This window comes from Streptomyces sp. NPDC001532 (assembly GCF_040298625.1).
In the GTDB taxonomy this organism is placed as follows: domain Bacteria; phylum Actinomycetota; class Actinomycetes; order Streptomycetales; family Streptomycetaceae; genus Streptomyces.
In genome coordinates this window covers 119,409-137,056 of record NZ_JBEPAL010000013.1, presented here as the reverse complement: position 1 = coordinate 137,056, position 17,648 = coordinate 119,409, and the positions used below count along the sequence as shown (strand labels likewise).

Sequence of the window (17,648 nt, the reverse complement as noted above, 5' to 3'; positions counted from 1 at the left end):
GCTCGTACTTTCTGTCGTCATCGACAGCCCCGGAGTCCGTGCCCGAAGAGGCAGGAGGACCCGGGAAGTGTTCACCGGAATCGTCGAAGAGCTGGGCGAAGTCATCGCCGTCGAGACCCTCGACGACGCCTGTCGCTTCCGCCTGCGCGGCCCCGTCGTCACCGAGGGCGCGAAACACGGTGACTCCATCGCCGTCAACGGCGTCTGCCTCACCGTCGTCGACCACGAGGGCGACGAGTTCACCGCCGACGTCATGGCCGAGACCCTGAAGCGCTCCAGCCTGGGCGCCCTCGCCGTCGGCTCGCGCGTCAACCTCGAACGGCCCACGGCCGTCGGCGACCGCCTCGGCGGCCACATCGTGCAGGGCCACGTCGACGGCACCGGCACGGTCCTCGACCGCACCCCCTCCGAGCACTGGGAGATCGTCAGGATCTCCCTCCCCGCCGACCTCGCGCGCTACGTCGTCGAGAAGGGCTCCATCACCGTCGACGGCATCAGCCTCACCGTCGTCGAGGCCGGCCCCGACTACGTCACCGTCAGCCTGATCCCGACCACCCTCGCCCTGACCACGCTCGGCCTCAAGCAGCCCGGCGACCCGGTCAACCTGGAGGTCGACGTGATCGCCAAGTACGTCGAGCGGCTGCTCGGCACCCGGGGGGCCGCGCAGTGAACTGGCTGAACTCCGAGGCGTTCACCCTCTTCGGCCAGCACATCCGCTGGTCGGACATGGTCGGCAACATCTTCGGCCTGGCCGCCCTCGCCCTCGGCTGGTGGCGCTCCCTGTGGACCTGGCCGGTGCAGTTCCTCTCCGGCCTCATCCTCTTCGCCGCCTTCTACGGCCACCTCACCGGCAGCGCCGGCAAGCAGGTCGTCGTGATGGTCGTCGCGCTCTACGGCTGGTGGCAGTGGAACCGCGGCAAGGACCGAGCGGGCGACGGCCACGTCTCGGTGCGCTTCGCCACCTGGGCCGAGCGCGCGGCGATGCTCGGCGCCGCCGCCCTCGGCACCGTCGCCGTCGCGCTGCTCTTCAAGGCGTACCCGAGCCTGTCCTGGGACCCTTGGCCGGACGCCTACATCTTCGTCGGCACCATCGTCGCCATGTACGCGCAGGCCCGCGGCATGGTCGAGTTCTGGTTCGCGTGGCTGCTCGTCGACCTGGTCGGCGTGCCGCTCAACTTCGCCAACGGCTACGCCTTCTCCGGTTTCGTCTACGTCATCTACGGCGCGCTCGTCCTGTGGGGCATGCGCGACTGGTGGCTGCGCTCCCGCCGGTCGGGGCAGCCCGTCATGGAAGGAGCCCCGGCATGACCACCGCCCCCCTGCTGTACAGCACCGACGGCATCGAGGACTTCGCCCTCGACCCGATCGAGCAGGCCATCGCCGACATCGCGGCCGGCCGCCCGATCGTGGTCGTCGACGACGAGGACCGCGAGAACGAGGGCGACCTCGTCATCGCCGCCGAGAAGGCCACCCCCGAGATCGTCGCGTTCATGATGAGCGAGTGCCGCGGTCTGATCTGCGCCCCCATGGAGGGCGACGAACTGGACCGGCTCCAGCTCCCGCAGATGGTCGCGGACAACACCGAGTCGATGAAGACGGCGTTCACCGTCTCCGTCGACGCCTCCGGCGCGCACGGCGTGACCACCGGCATCTCGGCCTCCGACCGCGCCACCACGCTCCGGCTGCTGGCCGGTGGCACCGCCCAGGCCGACGACTTCGTCCGCCCCGGCCACGTCTTCCCGCTGCGCGCCAAGCCCGGCGGCGTGCTCGCCCGCCCCGGCCACACCGAGGCCGCCGTCGACCTCGCCCGGCTCGCGGGCCTGCGCCCGGCCGGCGCCATCGTGGAGATCGCCGGCGAGGACGGCCAGATGCTGCGGCTGCCCGAGCTGATCCCGTTCGCCCGCAAGCACGGGCTGACGATCATCTCCATCGAGGACCTGATCGCCTACCGCCGCAGCGCCGAACCCACCGTCCGCCGCGAGGCCGAGGTGCACCTGCCGACCCGGCACGGCACCTTCACCGCGTACGGCTACCGCTCCACCGTCGACGGCGTCGAGCACGTCGCCCTCGTCCACGGCGAACTGGGCGAAGGCCAGGACGTCCTGGTCCGCGTCCACTCCGAATGCCTCACCGGCGACGTCTTCCACTCCCTGCGCTGCGACTGCGGCCCCCAGCTGGAGGCCTCCCTGGAACGCATCCAGGAGGCCGGCCGGGGCGTGGTCGTCTACCTGCGCGGACACGAGGGGCGCGGCATCGGCCTGCTGTCCAAGCTGCGGGCCTACGAACTCCAGGAGCGCGGCCGGGACACCCTCGACGCCAACCTGGAGCTGGGCCTGCCCGCCGACGCCCGCGACTACGGGGCGGGCGCCCAGATCCTGGCCGACCTCGGGGTGCGCAGCGTGCGTCTGATGACCAACAACCCCGAGAAGACCGACGCGCTCGTCCGGCACGGCATCGAGGTCACCGAGCGCGAGCCGATGCCCGTCACCGCGGGCGAGCACAACCTCCGCTACCTGCGCACCAAGCGGGACCGGATGGGCCACGACCTGCCCTGGCTGGACGCCCCCGCGGCGTCCACCTGCGGCAACCAGTAACCGAACACCACCCGACGCACCACCGAGGAGAGGCGAGAACGTGAGCGGCAAGGGCGCACCGGAGCTGTCCGTACGCAATGTGGGTGACCTGCGGGTCGCCGTCATCGCGGCGCAGTGGCACGAGAAGGTGATGGACGGCCTCGTGGACGGCGCCCTGCGCGCCCTGCACGACCTGGGCATCGACGAGCCGACCCTGCTGCGGGTCCCCGGCAGCTGGGAGCTCCCGGTCGTCGCCAAGGTGCTCGCCGGACGCGGCTACGACGCGATCGTCGCCCTCGGTGTCGTCATCCGCGGCGGCACCCCCCACTTCGACTTCGTGTGCCAGGGCGTCGCCCAGGGCCTCACCCAGGTCTCCGTCGACACCGGCGTGCCCGTCGGCTTCGGGGTGCTCACCTGCGACACCGAGGAGCAGGCCCTGGACCGGGCCGGGCTGGAGGGCTCCAACGAGGACAAGGGGCACGAGGCGGTGACCGCCGCGGTCGCCACCGCGGCCACCCTGCGTTCAGTATCTGAACCCTGGCGCTGAGGGGAGCCGGTTACCGCGTAGGGTAAGGACCACCATGTCCAAGAAGACGTTCGAGGAGCTCTTCACCGAGCTCCAGCAGAAGGCCGCCCACGGCGACCCCGCCACTTCCCGCACCGCAGAGCTGGTCGGGAAGGGCGTCCATGCCATCGGCAAGAAGGTCGTCGAAGAGGCCGCCGAGGTCTGGATGGCCGCCGAGTACGAGGGCAAGGAGGCGGCCGCCGAGGAGATCTCGCAGCTGCTGTACCACGTCCAGGTGATGATGGTCGCCCGCGGGATCTCCCTGGACGACGTCTACGCCCACCTCTGAGCACCCCAGCTCCCGTTCACCGCACGACACCACGCAAAGGAAGCCGACCTCATGCTGCGCATCGCCGTTCCCAACAAGGGTTCACTCTCCGGCCCTGCGGCGGAGATGCTGCATGAGGCCGGCTACCAGCAGCGCCGCGAGTCCAAGGAACTGCGGATCGTCGACCCGGGCAACGAGGTCGAGTTCTTCTACCTCCGCCCCCGCGACATCGCGATCTACGTCTCCTCCGGCCGGCTCGACATCGGCATCACCGGCCGCGACCTGCTGATCGACTCCGGCGCCAGCGCCGAGGAGATCCTTCCGCTGGGCTTCGCCCGCTCCACCTTCCGCTACGCCACCAAGCCGGGCACGGCCAAGGGCGTGGAAGACCTCAGCGGCATGACGGTCGCCACCTCCTACGAGGGGATCGTCGCCAAGCACCTCGCCGACAACGGCATCGACGCCTCCGTGGTCCACCTCGACGGCGCCGTCGAGACCGCCATCGAGCTGGGCGTCGCCGAGGTCATCGCGGACGTCGTCGAGACCGGCACCTCGCTGCGCAACGCCGGCCTGGAGGTCTTCGGCGAGCCGATCATGAAGTCCGAGGCCGTCGTGATCCGCCGGGTCGGGGCCGACGCCGAGGAGGAGAAGGTCCAGCAGTTCCTGCGCCGTCTCCAGGGCGTCCTGGTCGCCCGGACCTACGTGATGATGGACTACGACTGCCGGGTCGAGCAGCTGGAGAAGGCCGTCGCCCTCACCCCCGGCCTGGAGTCGCCGACCATCTCCCCGCTGCACAACGAGGGCTGGGTCGCCGTCCGCGCCATGGTCCCCGCCAAGGACGCCCAGCGGATCATGGACGACCTGTACGCCATCGGCGCGCGGGCCATCCTCACCACGGCCATCCACGCCTGCCGGCTCTGAGAAGGCCCCGCACGATGTCGGATCCCGCACCCCTGCCCGAGCTCCCGGTCACCTTCCGGCCGACCCGCACCCGGGCCGTCCTGCTCACCGCGGCCGTCGCGATCTTCCTGACCGTGTCACTGGTCGCGCTGCTGCTGGACCGGCTCGGCCCGGGCGAGAAGCTGAGCTTCGTCGTCACCGCCGCCCTGCTGGCCTGGGTGCTGCTGCGGCTGGCCCGCCCCAAGGTCGTCGCCGAGGACTCCGGGGTGACGGTGGTCAATTTCGCAAGCGTCCGCCGGCTGGAGTGGGCCGAGATCGTCCAGGTGAACCTGCGGGTCGGCGACCCCTGGGTGTTCCTCGACCTGAGCGACGGCACCAGCCTGCCCGTGATCGGCATCCAGCCGGGCATCGCGAAGGAGCAGGCCATCGCCCACGCCCGCGCCCTGAGAGCGCTGGTGGAGGCCCGTACCGGGCAATCTCAGGGCTGACTCGGGGCCGTCCACCCTGCCGCTGCGGCCCGTGTCTTGATTAATCTGTGAGGCGGAGGCGTTCTTCCCGCGCCTCCGCCCCTGTCGTGCCGCCCCGGCGCACAGGGGTTCCTGCTACCCGAGGAGTGACCCTCTCCGGCGATGGACGGATCGTCCTGTAGTACCTGCGCCGCCCCCTGCCGACACAGCGCGGACCGTCTCCACGAGGCCCGCGCCCATGCGGAGGCGGCGGCATCATGACCATCCCCCTGCTGCTCCTGGCAGCCGCGTTCCTGCTGATCCTCGCCAACGGATTCTTCGTGGCGGCCGAGTTCGGACTGGTGACGGTCGAGCGCCCGGAGGCCGAGAAGGCCGCCGCCGAGGGCGACCGACGGGCCCTCAGGGTGGTCGCCTCGCTGAAGGAGCTGTCGTTCCAGCTCTCCGGCACCCAGCTCGGCATCACCATCACCTCCCTGGTCGTCGGCATGCTCGCCGAACCGGCCCTCGCCCAGCTGCTCGACGGCCCGCTCACGGCCGTCGGCATCCCTGACGGCGCGGTGTCCGGCGTGGCCGTGGTGATCGGCATGCTGCTGGCCTCCGCCGTGCAGATGGTGGTCGGCGAGCTGGTGCCCAAGAACTGGGCGGTGTCCCGCCCGTTGCAGGTCGCGCGCTTCGTCGCGGGCCCGCAGCACGCCTTCGCCCGGCTGTTCCGCCCGGTGATCGCCGGACTGAACGGCGTCGCCAACCGGCTCGTGCGCGCGCTCGGCTTCGAACCCGCCGAGGAACTGGCCTCCGCCCGCACCCCCGGCGAACTCGTCTCCCTGGCCCGGCACTCCGCGCAGGCCGGCACCCTGGAGCAGGACACCGCCGACCTGTTCGTGCGCACCCTGTCGCTGGGCGAACTGACCGCGCAGCACGTCATGACGCCGCGCGTGAAGGTCAGCGCGCTCCAGGTCTCCGCGACCGCCGAGGACGTGGTCAACCTGACCCGCGCCACCGGCCTGTCCCGCTTCCCCGTCTACCGGGAGCGGATCGACGAGGTCGTCGGCATGGTCCACCTCAAGGACGCCCTCGCCGTCCCCGCCCACGAGCGGCTGCGCACCCCGGTCGCCCGGATCGCCCGCCCGGCCCTGCTGATCCCCGAGACCCTGCCCGTACGGCCGCTGCTGGCCCGGCTGCGCAGCGAGCAGCCGATCGCCGTGGTCGTCGACGAGTACGGCGGCACCGCCGGCGTCGTCACCCTGGAGGACATCGTCGAGGAGATCGTCGGCGAGGTCCGCGACGAGCACGACGGTCTCGACGCGCCGGAACTCGCCCCCGCCCCGCCCGAGGACGGCCGGCCCGCCTGGGACGTCGACGGCAGCTGCCGGGTCGACACCCTGGCCCGGATCGGCCTCGACGTCCCGGAGGGGCCGTACGAGACGGTCGCCGGACTCGTCGCCGACCTGCTCGGCCGGATCCCGGCCGTCGGCGACCGGGCCGAACTGCCCGGCTGGCGGCTCGCCGTGCGCCGGGTCGGCCACTACCGCGCCGAGCGGGTCCGCCTGGTGCGCACCGCCGCCGTGAGGGAGGCCGCCCGATGAGCGTGCTGCAACTCCTGTTCGCCGCGCTGCTGGTGCTCGCCAACGGCTTCTTCGTCGGCGCCGAGTTCGCCCTGGTCTCGGTGCGCCGCAGCCAGATCGAACCGCTCGGCACCGCCCGCGCCCGCCAGGTGCTGTACGGCCTGGAGCGGCTGCCGCAGATGATGGCGGCCGCGCAGTTCGGCATCACCGTCTGCTCGCTCACCCTGGGCGCGGTCGCCGAACCGACGGTGGCGCACCTGCTGGAGCCGGTCTTCGAGTGGGTCCACCTGCCGCACGCCATGATCCACCCGCTGGGATACGTCATCGCGCTGGCCACCGTGGTCTTCTTCCACCTCGTCATCGGCGAGATGGTCCCGAAGAACCTGGCCATGGCGGCGCCGGAGAAGGCCGCGCTGTGGCTCAGCCCCGGCCTGGTCGCCTTCGCCCGGGTGTGCCGGCCGATCACCGTGGCCCTCGGCGCCTGCGCCCAGGGCGTGCTGCGGCTCTTCCGGGTCGAGCCCAAGGACGAGGTGGAGGCGGTCTTCACCAGCGAACAGCTCAACCGGCTGGTGGAGGACTCCGGCCAGGCCGGACTGCTCGACCCCGAGGAGGCCGAGCGCCTGGAGGACGCGCTGGAGCTGGGCTCCCGCCCGGTCACCGACGTCCTGCTGAGGCGCGAGTCGCTGGTCACCGTCAGCCCGTCGGTCACCCCCGGGCAGATCGTCGCGCTGACCGCCCGCACCGGCTACTCCCGCTTCCCGGTCGCCGCCGAGAGCGGTGCCTTCATGGGCTATCTGCATGTGAAGGACGTCCTCGACATGGAGGACTCCGAGCGCGCGGTGCCGCAGCAGCTGTGGCGGCACATGACGACCCTCCGTCCAGAGCTGCCGCTCGACGACGCCCTGACGGTCATGCGCCGAGCCGCCACCCATCTGGCCCAGGTGGCCGACGCCTCCGGCCGGGTGCTGGGGCTGGTGGCGCTGGAGGACGTACTGGAACTGCTGGTCGGTGAGGTGCGCGACCCCGCGCACCGCGAGACGGTGCCGCTGGCGGTGTCCGAGCCCCGCTCGGGCGACGAGGTGCTGGCGAGCTGAGCCGGACCGGCCGGGTCGCGGGCTCCGTCACATCGCCGACGGATCCTGCGGCCCCCGGCCCGACAGCACCTCGCCGTACGCCTGCATCAGGTCCGGCAGTCTGAGCGTCGCCAGGTCGTCCCGGGACAGCGTGCCCGGGCAGGTCGACAGTCTCAGGTCGCGGTAGGCGCAGCTCTTCTCGTACAGCGTGCGCAGGAACCGCCCGTTGCCCAGCTCGTCGATCCAGCCCTGGTCGACCACGTGCCCCGCGATCGACCGCAGCTCCTCCAGCGACTCCTCGTCCCAGGCGTCGCCGTTCTCCGCGGCCAGCACCTCGCCGATCGCGGTGAGCTCCAGCGGCCGGTAGGAGGGGAAGTCCACGCGGGTGGTGAAGCGGGAGGACAGGCCCGGGTTGGCGGCCAGCAGGCGGTCCATGCCCTCGGGGTAGCCGGCCAGGATCACCACCAGGTGGTCGCGGTTGTCCTCCGCCCGCTTCAGCAGCACCTGAAGGGCCTCGTCGCCGTAGGCGTCGCCCTTGCCGTAGCCGGAGTTGGACAGGGCGTACGCCTCGTCGACGAAGAGCACCCCGCCGAGCGCGGAGTCGATCAGTTCGTTGGCCTTCACGGCCGTCTGGCCCAGGTACTCGCCGACCAGGTCGGCCCGCTGCGCCTCCACCAGATGGTCGCCGCCGAGCAGGCCGAGCGCGTAGAAGACCCGGCCGAGGATGCGGGCGACGGTGGTCTTGCCGGTGCCGGAGGGGCCGGAGAAGACGAAGTGCCGTTTGGGCGGCTGCACCGGCAGGCCCTGACCGGCCCGCAGCCGTGCCATGTTCAGCTGCGCCGACAAGGCCTTGACCTGCCGTTTCACCGGCTCCAGTCCGACCATGCGCTCCAGCTCGGCCAGCGCCTCCTCCAGTAACCCGGGGTCGGTGGGACCGGTGGGCAGCGGCTGCGGGGCCAGGACCGTCCGCTCCCGCCCGGCCGGGTCGCTCTCCGACGGCAGCGGACCGCCCGGCGGGGGCGGGCCGGGGTCGGACAGCCGCAGGTTGGGTGTGTCCAGTCCGTAGAGCGGGTCCAGGGCCTCGGGGCCGTCCATGGCGTCCGGGCCGGTGCCGGTGAGGGAGAGCGCCGCGAAGTCGGTGACGTCGTCGTACCCGTCGCCCTCGGCGATCGCGGCGAGCCGCGCGGAGGTGTCCATGAAGGCGGGATCCACGCGGTGCACCGCCCGGTACAGCGGGAGCGCGGCGGCCGAGCGGCCGGTCCCCTCGTGCGCCCGCGCCAGCCAGTAGCGCAGCTCCTTGCGCTGCGGCTGCTCGCTGCGGCAGCGCATCAGAGCGGCGGACAGCAGCGGTTCGGCCTGGCCGTACATCTCCAGCCGGACCCGGGCCATGCCGCCGAACAGGCCCGCCTCGATCCCGAGCAGCGGGTCGTCGAGGAGCGGGTCGGTGTGCCGGACCAGTTGCTCCCAGTCCTTGACCAGATAGGCCCGGCAGGCGTGCAGGAAACGGACCTGCGCGTCGGTGTCGACAGGCGGCAGTCCGGCGAGGGCGCGGTCCAGCTCCGGGACGTGGCGGCCGTCGAGCCAGTGCGAGGCGTGCGCCAGCAGCAGGTCGCGCGGGCTCTCCAGCACCGGCTGCACCCACCAGCCCAGCCAGTACCAGGAGTTGAGGGAGCGGCGGTGCCGGGCGCGCTGCTCGCCGAAGCGATCACGGTGGCGGAACATTCGGAGCAGCGCGGTCGTGGTGTCCACCCGCAGCGCGTGCAGCCCGAGCCAGCCGTCGGCCATCCCGGGGTCCAGTCGCACGGCGGTCCGGAACTCCTCCTCCGCCTGCGGATAGGCGCCCATGGTGTAGGCGTCCACGCCTCGCAGCCAGGCGAGGTCGGCCGGGGCCTCGGGGCCCTGCGTGCCGAAGTCCATCACGTCCCCCCACAAACCATGCCCCCGCTGGTCGAACCGCTGTGCAGCGGACCGGAGTTGCGACATGGGGCATCGTACCCGCGGGCCGGGTGCCCGCCGAAGGGCGCCGCAGGGGACGTTTGGCGAGGTGGGAGCAGAGGGGGCGCACGGGGGCTTGGTGACCCAGGGTGAGCGGATGGCGCCGTGAGAGGGCCGGAAAAGGCGAAGAGGACAGAACGAAGCCCCCGATCACGGGGGAACAATCGGGGGCTTCGCGTCACTGAGCGGCTTCGATTGACCGCACATTGAGAACGTAAGTCCTGTACGGCCCCCGGGTCAAGCCGAGTTGAGGCACTCGGCCAAGTTCGCTCGGCGGTGTCTTCACAGGTTCACCACATCGAAGACGGTCCGTCACTCAGCGTCACGTGATGGTCCTCGCCGGGCCGTCCCGCGGGCCCCGGAAGCACCTCGTACCCCTCGTGCACCTGCCGTACCAGAAGGTCGGCGAACGGTCGTGAGGGGTCGTCGGCGAAATGCCGCCGTTCGGCACGGACCCATCCGTCCCAGAACTCCCGCTGCTCCGCTCCGTCCCGCGAGCGTCCGCGCGTCCACGACTCCTCACGAGGCAGCTCCATCCACAGCAGCCGCGCCAGATGCGGGCGCAGGGCCCGGCGGCCCGCCCCCACGCCCTCGATCAGGACCACCGGGGCCGGCGGCAGCGGGCGGGTCGGGCCGAAGGTCCGGGCGCGCCAGTCGTAGGGGGCGTACCGGGCCGTCGTGCCGCGGCGCAGCGGTTCGATCACCTCGGAGAGCAGCCGGCCGGTCCAGTCGAACAGCTCCGCGTGGCTGGCGATGTCGTCGAGGTGCAGCACCGGCGCCCCGCCGAGCGCGCCCGCCAGCTCCCCGGCGAACGTGGACTTCCCCGAGCCGGCGTGCCCGTCGACCCCGACGAGCCGGACCGGCCCGCAGGACGGCGGGAGGTGGCGGAGGGCGCGGGCGAGGCCGTTCAGGTGAGGGGGCACCCGCCCATCATCCCGCGTGTCGCCACCGCCACTGGTCCCTACCAATATTGGTGGGCGTGGCATACCCCGAAGTGCTGGCAGGGCGGTCCGCCCCCGTCCATAGTGGGCCGAACACAACCGCACACAGCCGTACAAGGACCTGCCCGTCTCGCACCCCTGGGAGTCATGCGCCCATGAGCAGAGCCGAACAGCCCTCCCGCAGAACCGTCCTGGCCGTCGCGGTCGCCGCCGCGGTCGCCGGCAGCGCGGGGACGGCGACCGCCGGCACCACCGCGACCGCCGGCGGGGGCGGCACGGGGGTCCCGGCCCGCCCGATCGACAACCGCGCCTGGACCACGTACACCCACTGGCGCGGTGGCACCGCCGAGGGCACCCGGGCCGTCGCCGGAGCCCGGCCCGGCCTGGTGATCTCCGTTCCCCTCGGCACCACCGACTACGCGGACCCGCACACCGGCAGGACCTCGCGGTGGGAGTACGCCACCTGGACCTCGCCCGTCCACCGGCTCGCCACCCCCGCCACCGAGGTGATCCCCTCCTGGAACGCCCGCACGCCGGAGGGCACCTGGATCCAGATCGACCTCAAGGGCACCTACTCCGACGGCACGGAGACGCCCTGGTACGTCATGGGCCGCTGGGCGGCCGGCGACCAGGACATCCGGCGGACCTCGGTCGACGACCAGGGCGACGGCAAGAGCAGCATCTGGACCGACACCTTCGCCGTCGACGACCCGGAGTCCGGACTGCGCCTGGTGTCGTACCGGCTGCGCCTGACCCTGTACCGCAAGCCCGGCACCCGGCTCACCCCGACCGTGTGGCGGCTCGGCGCGATGGGCTCCGACATCCCGGACCGCTTCACCGTCCCCGCCTCCACCCCGGGCCTCGCCCAGGAACTGGCGGTCCCGCGCTACTCCCAGGAGATCCACGCCGGCCAGTACCCGGAGTACGACAACGGCGGCGAGGCCTGGTGCAGCCCCACCTCCTCGCAGATGATCATCGAGTACTGGGGCGGCCGGCTCACCGAGGAGCAGCTGTCCTGGGTCGACCCGGCCTACGCCGACCCCCAGGTCTGCCACGCGGCCCGGCACACCTTCGACCACCAGTACGCCGGCTGCGGCAACTGGCCGTTCAACGCCGCCTACGCGGCCACCTTCGACGATCTTCAGGGCGTGGTCACCCGGCTCGGCTCCCTGACCGAGCTGGAGACGCTGATCGCGGCGGGCATCCCGGCCATAACGTCCCAGTCGTTCCTGAAGGAGGAGCTGACCGGCGCCGGCTACGGCACCTCCGGCCATCTGATGACCGTGATCGGGTTCACCGCCGAGGGCGACGTGATCGCCAACGACCCGGCCTCACCGGACAACGAGGCGGTACGGCGGGTCTACCGAAGGCGGGAGTGGGAGAACATCTGGCTGCGTACGAAGAGGTACGACGCAAACGGCAAGGTCAGAGGCGGTACGGGCGGTGTCTGCTACATCTTCTGGCCGGTCAAGTCAGCACCAAGTCAGCACCGCGCACTGCGGTCGCTCGGCCTGGCGTGAGCATGTGCGGCCCGACGGCCGTCTCGACGACCTGACGGCAGCGCTCCTGCCCGTCCTGCGTGAGGTGGCCGTACCGGTCCACCGTGACCTTGATCGAACGATGTCCGAGCCAGCGAGACACCTCGTGAATGGACACCCCGTTGGTCAGGGCCACGGTGGTCCATTTATGCCGCAAGTCGTGCGGGTTGTATGCAGGAAGCTCGAGCCGCCTGATGGCGCGGTCCCACGACTTGCGTAGAAGATCGGGATACGGCATTCCGCCGCTCGCGTTTCGGATCGGAAGCCGGTCGATGAACGGTTCAAGGGAAGCAGGCACGGGTATGTCGCGCCACTCGCCTTCTTTTCGATGCTTCAACGGGGCGTATTTCGGCGTGTATTTTCCGGAGGTGTCTTTGTAGCGAATCACCTGCCGCCGGATTCGCAGGGTGCCGTCGCGCATGTCTTCCGGGAAGACTCCCAGAGATTCCCCTATACGAAGTCCGCAACATGTCATGAGCCATACCGCCGGGGACAGGCGAGGTCCGATCTCCTTGGCGATGGCGGTTATCTCGTCGAAGCTGGGAAGTTTCCTGTCGTCGACAGGAATGACAGGGTTCTCCAGCTTCTCGGCCTGCGTCATGGGATTCACGGGAATCCGCCTGTGGCGTACAGCGTGGGAGAACAGCGCCGAGAGGGCTATGTGCCGGGACTCGATGGTGTTGAGAGCCGCCCCGTCCCGGCGCCAGCGTGCGTACAGACCCTCGATGTCCGCTGCGGTGACCTGCGAGATCATCTTGCTCCCCAGGTGGGGGACCACGTGGAGGCGGACGATGCGCTCGTACGACTCGAGGGTGCCGGCGGAAGCGGTCTTCTTCGCGAGCCAGTCGTCCGCGTACCGGCGGAGCGACACCTTGCCGGCGTCGGGGTCGACATAGATGTTCTCGCGCTTGTCGCCTTCCATCTTGGTGGCGAAGTCGACCGCGTCCTTCTTCCGGGCGAACGACTTCTCCCGCTGACGCCCGGTGCGTCCGCCTGGCTCCCTGTAGCGGACGGTCCACCGCTTGCCGGACGCGGCAGAACCGTTGTCGATGATTTGAGCCAACCTGTTCACCCATCTCTACTCACACGGCCGGTGGCTGCGTTTTTCGGTGTGGGTGGTGTTGTAGTCGATGTTTCCGGCCACGCCAAATTCCGGGACACGAGAAGATTTGGCGACCCACGCTTACGCGGGCCGTGAGGCTGCGATCATGCCTGCGCGACGGTGCACCGCGCTCAAAAGGCCCTGCGGGCAAGGCTCGCTGAGATCGAGTCTCGCTTCTTGCCTTCGTGCTCACCCGAGCTGGCCAACGCAGACGTCAAACGCGGCTTGGACCACAATCGTTTGGCCCAGGGCTGGGTCAATGGCACACCCTGGTCGACCCCGGAGTCCTAGCTCAGACGCCAGCCGCAAAGTGCAGTAGTGAGCCGATCCGCGTGCTGGAACCGAGATACTGGCCGATTCCGTTCACCGCCAGATGTCAGGCGTCGTCCTGGGCTATCGCCGATGTAAGCCCAAAAGGGCCATGGGGCGATCTTGACCTGACGGGGCAGTCAAGGGTCTGACCGAGATGCAGGTCAGACGGACGTCGAGTTGATCCTGTGTGCGCTTGTGGATGCCCAAGGACCGCGGCCGGTGTCGGCGCGCGGCCCCTGGGCGGTCAGGGTGACCGGGGTTAGTCGATGCTGGTGTCCGTCTCCGGAGCCTTACGGGCGTTGTTCCTGAGATTGGCGAAGGGCAGGGCTCCTCCGTGGAGTTCCTTGAACTCGTCGATCAGGTCCTGCTCAGCCTCGCCCGCGTCTTCCTCGGTCATCGGCCGCCAGGCGACGAGTAGTGCGTCCGAGTCGACCAGCTGCCAGATGTAGCGACCGCCCCAATGGCCGGCCAACAGACCGGTGCCGTGGCGGCGGTAGTCGCCAAGTCGCTGATTCAGCCCGTTCTGGCCTGCGGCCTTGCCGATGTACACGACCGTTGCCCCGTCCACCCAGGCATCGCCGAGCTTATCGGCGGACACGGACGGGTCGCGGCCTTTGAGGTGTCCGGCAGGGCTGGTGGGGAGGAACGACGGGGGCGAGGTGTCCGTGCGGATCACCACGTAGATTCCGTGCCCGTTGGGGACGTTGCTGTCGGGCAGTTCACGGAACGGCACGAAGCCGCAGAAGCCGCGTTCGGTCAGGGCCTTCTGCGTCAAGGCTGGTGTCGGGCTCATGCCAGGCATCGTGCCAGGCGTATCTGACAGTCCTAGCCTGGAGAGTGCGGAGATCACAATCACGGAGGAGGTAGTTCTCTGTATCGACACTGCCGACCGTGTGGTGGAGATGGTCAAGTGGCCCTTGCTGACGTCGTTAAACGACCAGCTCAGGACGGCCGAGGTCGAGCGGCAGAAGCTGACCGACCTCTACACGCAAGTCATCAGTGTGCTCTCCACCGAGCTGGACTGTGTCACCGCGGAGCGGGATGAGCTCCTGGGTAACGTCCGTTCCATCTCGCGGGCGCCCAGCCGCAGGCCCTCGAACTGAGTCGAGGGGCGGCAGTCGCGACCGCCGCCCGCCCTGTTTCTACTTCTTCGGCATCGTGATGACCGCGGCGATGATGGATCCAGCGGCGATGATGATCCCCGAGATGATCTCCATGCCCTCACCTCCTTTCCGTCGAGGCTGGGGTGATCTGGTGACGCTGACCACCTTGGCGGCCGACGGGAGGAGGTTGGGGATCGCCAAAAAATCTGCATCCCGACTATGGCAGGGGCCCCGGTGCCTAGGGTCACAGGCCATGGGAGCGAAAAAGCCGCCGACGGTCTTACTGGATCTTCTGCCGACCGTTCATGCCACTCTGGAGCGTAAGGGGCTGACTGGAGCGAACTACAACGCGGAGCGGCTGCGTCGGGACCGCAGTGAGGGCTTGGTGCCGCTACCTGGCCGGTGCGGGACGACCGCCGAGGATGCGGTGCTGTCGATGTTCGTCTTGGCGATGGCGCGGGCCGAGACCGGTCATCTGTGTCCGGCGATCCGCTGGTACCTTCTGGCGCTTAACTCGGAGCTGGACGCCACCGAGAAGTTGCGCAAGCAGCTGCGGGATGCGCTTGAGCGGGTTGAGAAGCGCGGGTTCACAGTGCCCAAGCTGCCGACTCAGGCCGAGCCGAACTTCAGCGAGGAGCGGGATGCCCGCATGCACCGAGCGTCAGCTGATGCACGGCAGCTGATGCTGTCGCTGACGGACCTGCTAGCCGAGGGGGAAAGACGCCAGAGAGTGCTGGAGAGGATCGAGGCGGTGTTTCCGGAGACGGAGCAGGATCCTGGACGCCGGTCGGCTGCTGCCGCAGTGAGGGGGCTGCATCAGGTGTTCTCCCAGGCGTTGGGCGGCCCGTTGTCAGCCGAGGATTGGACCCGCATGATGCTGCAAGCGGCGCGGTTCGACGACCAGGCGGACGTTCTGCGGTGTCTGATTGCCGAACGAGAGGGGATCACGGCCTCGGTGGCCCACTCGGCGCGGGGAATGACAGATCCCGTGGTGGTACGGGGCCTGTTGAACGACTCGCCGGATGAACTGCTGCGGCACACGGCTCTCGTGGTGTTGTCGCGCAGGCGCCTGGGGTCGGTGACCTGCCAGGGGCATCTGGGGCGGGGGTGCAGGCCGGCGTGTGACGATGTGGCCTGGCTGCTGTGTCTTCTGCTGGATCCGCCGGTTCGGCGGATGTGGGAGCTGCACCAGGGCGATGTGGCGTGGCTGGTGGAGGAGGCGCTGAACCACGTGGAGCCTATGGCAAGGCGGCCAGCAGAAGCGGTCGAGTAGTGCGCCCGATTGAGCATCCAACCGATATGGGGAAGTGACGTGACGGATACCATCCAGCCTGATCCGGAGATGCTGAGCGCGGCTGTGATTGGCTACTACCAGGCTGTGCAGCGCTTCTTGCGGGACGTCACGCGAGTCACTGAGCACGACGACGGTTTCGCTGCCCGCGCTTCTGCAACGGAGTGCCTGTTCTGGCTATGCTCGCTCGAAGAGCAGATGCGCGAGAACGACCCGACGTACCTGAGTGACGCTGACAACTACGGTCGGAGGCTCGTCCAGGGAGCGCGCTGGGCGCGTAACCAGGCCACTCACCAGCTGGCGTTCATCATTGCTCAGTCCGACGGTCCGCAGTACCCACTGTCCGACGCCGCAACACTGGTCGAGGTCGTGTGGCGGCCCGCTGACGAGATGCCGGCGCCGAAGCGGGAGTACCAGAACCAACGCGAAGCCTACGACCAGTATCTTGCCGGTCGTCCCGTACGCATCACCTTCGATCACATCAAGGGCTTCTTCGCGTCCGAGCAGAACCGGGCCGGTTCGCTACTCAACCGCAGCACCATGGCGTGAGGGAGCCCCCAGCCCGACCAGATCTTGCCCCCTCGTTGTCGTGATCGACGCCATGTCGCGTATCGAGAGGCGGATTCAGGCGTCATCGACCTGGCGGTAGGACATTCGCCGATGGGTGGGCGGCGCGCTCCCCGGCGAGAAAGTGCCGGATGTTGGATGCGAAGGACGACATTTGCTCGCCAGCCTCCAGCCACGTGGTCACCGAGGTGCTCCAGTCGCCCGCGACGTTGCGCCAGGGGCGAATGGTCCAAGTCAGGCCGATGTATCCGCCGGAGCGGAAGACGGCTGAGACGGCGAGGTCGCGGTCCAAGGTGTGCCAGGTCCGCTCGCCATCCCAGCCCCGGTAGCCCGCTGCCAGCTCCTCCAGGAACGTGGTGAGGTCGTTGTCCCAGATCCAGGCGACCACCTCGTTGACACGGGCGGTCAGACCGGGCGCCCAGGCTTCGATGGCGTAGTGGACGGAGTCCTGGTCGAAGCTGAACCGGTCGCAAAACGTCACGCCCACGGACGAGTTGTCCTGGCAGCGGATGGTCACGCAGGGCTTGCCGTCGATGTCGCCGTCCGGGGATGTCATGCACGGAACGCTAGGTCAGCGCTGCCTCGGCCGTCATCCGGATTCGTGGCCGGTGCGTGCAACATGGTTTCGGCGATTTCGCGGACGCGGTCGCGGGTGATGCCGGTGCGCTGTTCGACAGCGAGCGGGTGCTCGGTCGGTTCGAGCTCGACCAGGGGCCGCTCGCCGATCGGGCGGGTGTGGACGTTGGTCTTCAGGTTGATGGTGCTGGAGGCATAGATCGGCAGCTCGGTGGTGAGCCAGCCGAAGTACGGCTTCTCCGACTCGCGCCCGGGCGTGTCCCACAGGTCGGCCGCCCGGGAGAAGTTCTCTCGGCTGAGGGAGACCCAGACACCCCAGGAGAAGACTTCGTCGCTGCCGATGACCGGTATCTCGATCAGACCCTTGACGAAGCAGTGCTGCGCCTTGATGACGCACTGGTCCGAGGAGAGCAGGCAGTCGGGGGCGTCGGCGAAACTCGGGTCCCAGACGTAGGGGGCGTCGGCGGAGTAGTTCATCGGCAGCTCGCCGTGGTGGCTGCCGCAGCACGTGCAGGTGAATCCGAGATCGCTGGTCATGGCGGGAGCCTAGCGATGCACTCGGACAGTCACACTCTGCAGCCAAGACGCACGCCGGGGCGGCGCTGGCCAGCCGACTGCGGTGGGAAGGCACAGGGGCCGCGAGCGGAGGCGTTCATCACAGCGCGATGATCTCTTGATCACCTTGTGCTCTGGAATCACGTGCCTCGCTGCTGTCACTTGGTGCGGTGAACGGCCCTGGGGCAAGGAATCGATGACCGATGTAAGAGGTGGAAGGAAGCGCACGAGTAGGAGGCGAGGAAGGCTGGAAAACGATG

General features: G+C 69.5%; 19 protein-coding genes. 13 read left to right on the top strand and 6 right to left on the bottom strand.

Annotated elements, in window-relative coordinates:
• The first annotated feature begins 67 nt into the window (after window positions 1-67).
• The 9 genes from ABT232_RS15245 (at window position 68) to ABT232_RS15205 (ending at window position 7,429) form a co-directional block, all read left to right on the top strand.
• Window positions 68-670: a riboflavin synthase gene (locus ABT232_RS15245; protein ID WP_351840361.1), complete on the top strand. Its 603-nt coding sequence runs from the start codon at window positions 68-70 to the stop codon at window positions 668-670.
• Window positions 667-1,308, top strand: coding sequence for a nicotinamide mononucleotide transporter family protein (locus tag ABT232_RS15240; RefSeq protein WP_351840360.1), 642 nt, complete (start codon window positions 667-669; stop codon window positions 1,306-1,308). The genes ABT232_RS15245 and ABT232_RS15240 overlap by 4 nt, the downstream gene beginning before the upstream one ends.
• Complete coding sequence (locus tag ABT232_RS15235; protein ID WP_351840359.1) at window positions 1,305-2,594, top strand: bifunctional 3,4-dihydroxy-2-butanone-4-phosphate synthase/GTP cyclohydrolase II; 1,290 nt, start codon at window positions 1,305-1,307, stop codon at window positions 2,592-2,594. Before ABT232_RS15240 ends, ABT232_RS15235 begins: the two co-directional genes overlap by 4 nt.
• A 40-nt stretch (window positions 2,595-2,634) precedes the next feature.
• Entirely contained in the window at window positions 2,635-3,120 is a 486-nt protein-coding gene (gene ribH, locus ABT232_RS15230; protein WP_351840358.1) for a 6,7-dimethyl-8-ribityllumazine synthase, read from the top strand.
• A 34-nt stretch (window positions 3,121-3,154) separates the two neighbouring features.
• Window positions 3,155-3,427 carry a phosphoribosyl-ATP diphosphatase gene (locus tag ABT232_RS15225; protein ID WP_023552153.1) on the top strand — a complete coding sequence of 91 codons (273 nt, stop codon included), beginning with the start codon at window positions 3,155-3,157 and terminating at the stop codon, window positions 3,425-3,427.
• A gap of 51 nt (window positions 3,428-3,478) precedes the next feature.
• Window positions 3,479-4,327: an ATP phosphoribosyltransferase gene (gene hisG, locus ABT232_RS15220; protein WP_351840357.1), complete on the top strand. Its 849-nt coding sequence runs from the start codon at window positions 3,479-3,481 to the stop codon at window positions 4,325-4,327.
• A gap of 14 nt (window positions 4,328-4,341) precedes the next feature.
• Window positions 4,342-4,794: a PH domain-containing protein gene (locus ABT232_RS15215; protein WP_351840356.1), complete on the top strand. Its 453-nt coding sequence runs from the start codon at window positions 4,342-4,344 to the stop codon at window positions 4,792-4,794.
• A 236-nt stretch (window positions 4,795-5,030) separates the two neighbouring features.
• Window positions 5,031-6,356 carry a hemolysin family protein gene (locus ABT232_RS15210; protein ID WP_351840355.1) on the top strand — a complete coding sequence of 442 codons (1,326 nt, stop codon included), beginning with the start codon at window positions 5,031-5,033 and terminating at the stop codon, window positions 6,354-6,356.
• A complete protein-coding gene (locus ABT232_RS15205; protein ID WP_351840354.1) occupies window positions 6,353-7,429 on the top strand; it encodes a hemolysin family protein in 1,077 nt (358 codons plus the stop codon). Before ABT232_RS15210 ends, ABT232_RS15205 begins: the two co-directional genes overlap by 4 nt.
• 27 nt (window positions 7,430-7,456) lie before the next feature.
• On the opposite strand, the gene ABT232_RS15200 is transcribed toward ABT232_RS15205, so the two are convergent.
• Together ABT232_RS15200 and ABT232_RS15195 are read right to left on the bottom strand one after the other, a co-directional pair.
• Window positions 7,457-9,325, bottom strand: coding sequence for an AAA family ATPase (locus ABT232_RS15200; protein ID WP_351840353.1), 1,869 nt, complete (start codon window positions 9,323-9,325; stop codon window positions 7,457-7,459).
• A gap of 368 nt (window positions 9,326-9,693) precedes the next feature.
• The gene (locus ABT232_RS15195; protein ID WP_351840352.1) at window positions 9,694-10,326 is read right to left on the bottom strand and encodes a uridine kinase family protein; all 633 of its coding nucleotides are present in this window, start codon (window positions 10,324-10,326) and stop codon (window positions 9,694-9,696) included.
• A 173-nt stretch (window positions 10,327-10,499) separates the two neighbouring features.
• Between ABT232_RS15195 and ABT232_RS15190 the strand changes: the two genes are divergently transcribed.
• Window positions 10,500-11,864, top strand: coding sequence for a C39 family peptidase (locus tag ABT232_RS15190; protein ID WP_351840351.1), 1,365 nt, complete (start codon window positions 10,500-10,502; stop codon window positions 11,862-11,864).
• Here ABT232_RS15190 and ABT232_RS15185 read toward each other — a convergent pair.
• Window positions 11,812-12,954 carry a tyrosine-type recombinase/integrase gene (locus ABT232_RS15185; protein ID WP_351840350.1) on the bottom strand — a complete coding sequence of 381 codons (1,143 nt, stop codon included), beginning with the start codon at window positions 12,952-12,954 and terminating at the stop codon, window positions 11,812-11,814. The genes ABT232_RS15190 and ABT232_RS15185 overlap by 53 nt on opposite strands.
• Before the next feature lie 601 nt (window positions 12,955-13,555).
• On the bottom strand, window positions 13,556-14,089 hold the full coding sequence (locus tag ABT232_RS15180; protein ID WP_351840349.1) for a hypothetical protein: 534 nt from the start codon (window positions 14,087-14,089) through the stop codon (window positions 13,556-13,558).
• On the opposite strand from ABT232_RS15180, the gene ABT232_RS15175 reads away from it, so the two are divergent.
• The 3 genes from ABT232_RS15175 to ABT232_RS15165 all read left to right on the top strand — a co-directional run bounded on the left by ABT232_RS15175 (window position 14,088) and on the right by ABT232_RS15165 (window position 16,239).
• The gene (locus ABT232_RS15175) at window positions 14,088-14,399 is read left to right on the top strand and encodes a hypothetical protein (RefSeq protein WP_351840348.1); all 312 of its coding nucleotides are present in this window, start codon (window positions 14,088-14,090) and stop codon (window positions 14,397-14,399) included. The genes ABT232_RS15180 and ABT232_RS15175 overlap by 2 nt on opposite strands.
• Before the next feature lie 253 nt (window positions 14,400-14,652).
• The gene (locus ABT232_RS15170) at window positions 14,653-15,672 is read left to right on the top strand and encodes a hypothetical protein (protein ID WP_351840347.1); all 1,020 of its coding nucleotides are present in this window, start codon (window positions 14,653-14,655) and stop codon (window positions 15,670-15,672) included.
• A gap of 39 nt (window positions 15,673-15,711) precedes the next feature.
• Entirely contained in the window at window positions 15,712-16,239 is a 528-nt protein-coding gene (locus ABT232_RS15165) for a hypothetical protein (RefSeq protein ID WP_351840346.1), read from the top strand.
• A gap of 82 nt (window positions 16,240-16,321) precedes the next feature.
• Here the strand turns inward: ABT232_RS15165 and ABT232_RS15160 are convergent, their stop codons facing one another.
• Together ABT232_RS15160 and ABT232_RS15155 are read right to left on the bottom strand one after the other, a co-directional pair.
• On the bottom strand, window positions 16,322-16,813 hold the full coding sequence (locus ABT232_RS15160) for a DUF6228 family protein (protein WP_351840345.1): 492 nt from the start codon (window positions 16,811-16,813) through the stop codon (window positions 16,322-16,324).
• Entirely contained in the window at window positions 16,810-17,310 is a 501-nt protein-coding gene (locus tag ABT232_RS15155; protein ID WP_351840399.1) for a DUF2199 domain-containing protein, read from the bottom strand. Before ABT232_RS15155 ends, ABT232_RS15160 begins: the two co-directional genes overlap by 4 nt.
• Between the last annotated feature and the right edge of the window lie 338 nt (window positions 17,311-17,648).

Excerpts from the sequence above, each read along its gene's own strand:
- ABT232_RS15235 (WP_351840359.1), top strand. The coding sequence starts at position 1,305 with ATGACCACCGCCCCCCTGCTGTACAGCACCGACGGCATCGAGGACTTC.
- ABT232_RS15225 (WP_023552153.1), top strand. The coding sequence starts at position 3,155 with ATGTCCAAGAAGACGTTCGAGGAGCTCTTCACCGAGCTCCAGCAGAAG.
- hisG (WP_351840357.1), top strand. The coding sequence starts at position 3,479 with ATGCTGCGCATCGCCGTTCCCAACAAGGGTTCACTCTCCGGCCCTGCG.
- ABT232_RS15215 (WP_351840356.1), top strand. The coding sequence starts at position 4,342 with ATGTCGGATCCCGCACCCCTGCCCGAGCTCCCGGTCACCTTCCGGCCG.
- ABT232_RS15210 (WP_351840355.1), top strand. The coding sequence starts at position 5,031 with ATGACCATCCCCCTGCTGCTCCTGGCAGCCGCGTTCCTGCTGATCCTC.
- ABT232_RS15205 (WP_351840354.1), top strand. The coding sequence starts at position 6,353 with ATGAGCGTGCTGCAACTCCTGTTCGCCGCGCTGCTGGTGCTCGCCAAC.
- ABT232_RS15200 (WP_351840353.1), bottom strand. The coding sequence starts at position 9,325 with ATGGACTTCGGCACGCAGGGCCCCGAGGCCCCGGCCGACCTCGCCTGG.
- ABT232_RS15190 (WP_351840351.1), top strand. The coding sequence starts at position 10,500 with ATGAGCAGAGCCGAACAGCCCTCCCGCAGAACCGTCCTGGCCGTCGCG.
- ABT232_RS15175 (WP_351840348.1), top strand. The coding sequence starts at position 14,088 with ATGCCAGGCATCGTGCCAGGCGTATCTGACAGTCCTAGCCTGGAGAGT.
- ABT232_RS15180 (WP_351840349.1), bottom strand. The coding sequence starts at position 14,089 with ATGAGCCCGACACCAGCCTTGACGCAGAAGGCCCTGACCGAACGCGGC.
- ABT232_RS15170 (WP_351840347.1), top strand. The coding sequence starts at position 14,653 with ATGGGAGCGAAAAAGCCGCCGACGGTCTTACTGGATCTTCTGCCGACC.
- ABT232_RS15160 (WP_351840345.1), bottom strand. The coding sequence starts at position 16,813 with ATGACATCCCCGGACGGCGACATCGACGGCAAGCCCTGCGTGACCATC.
- ABT232_RS15155 (WP_351840399.1), bottom strand. The coding sequence starts at position 17,310 with ATGAACTACTCCGCCGACGCCCCCTACGTCTGGGACCCGAGTTTCGCC.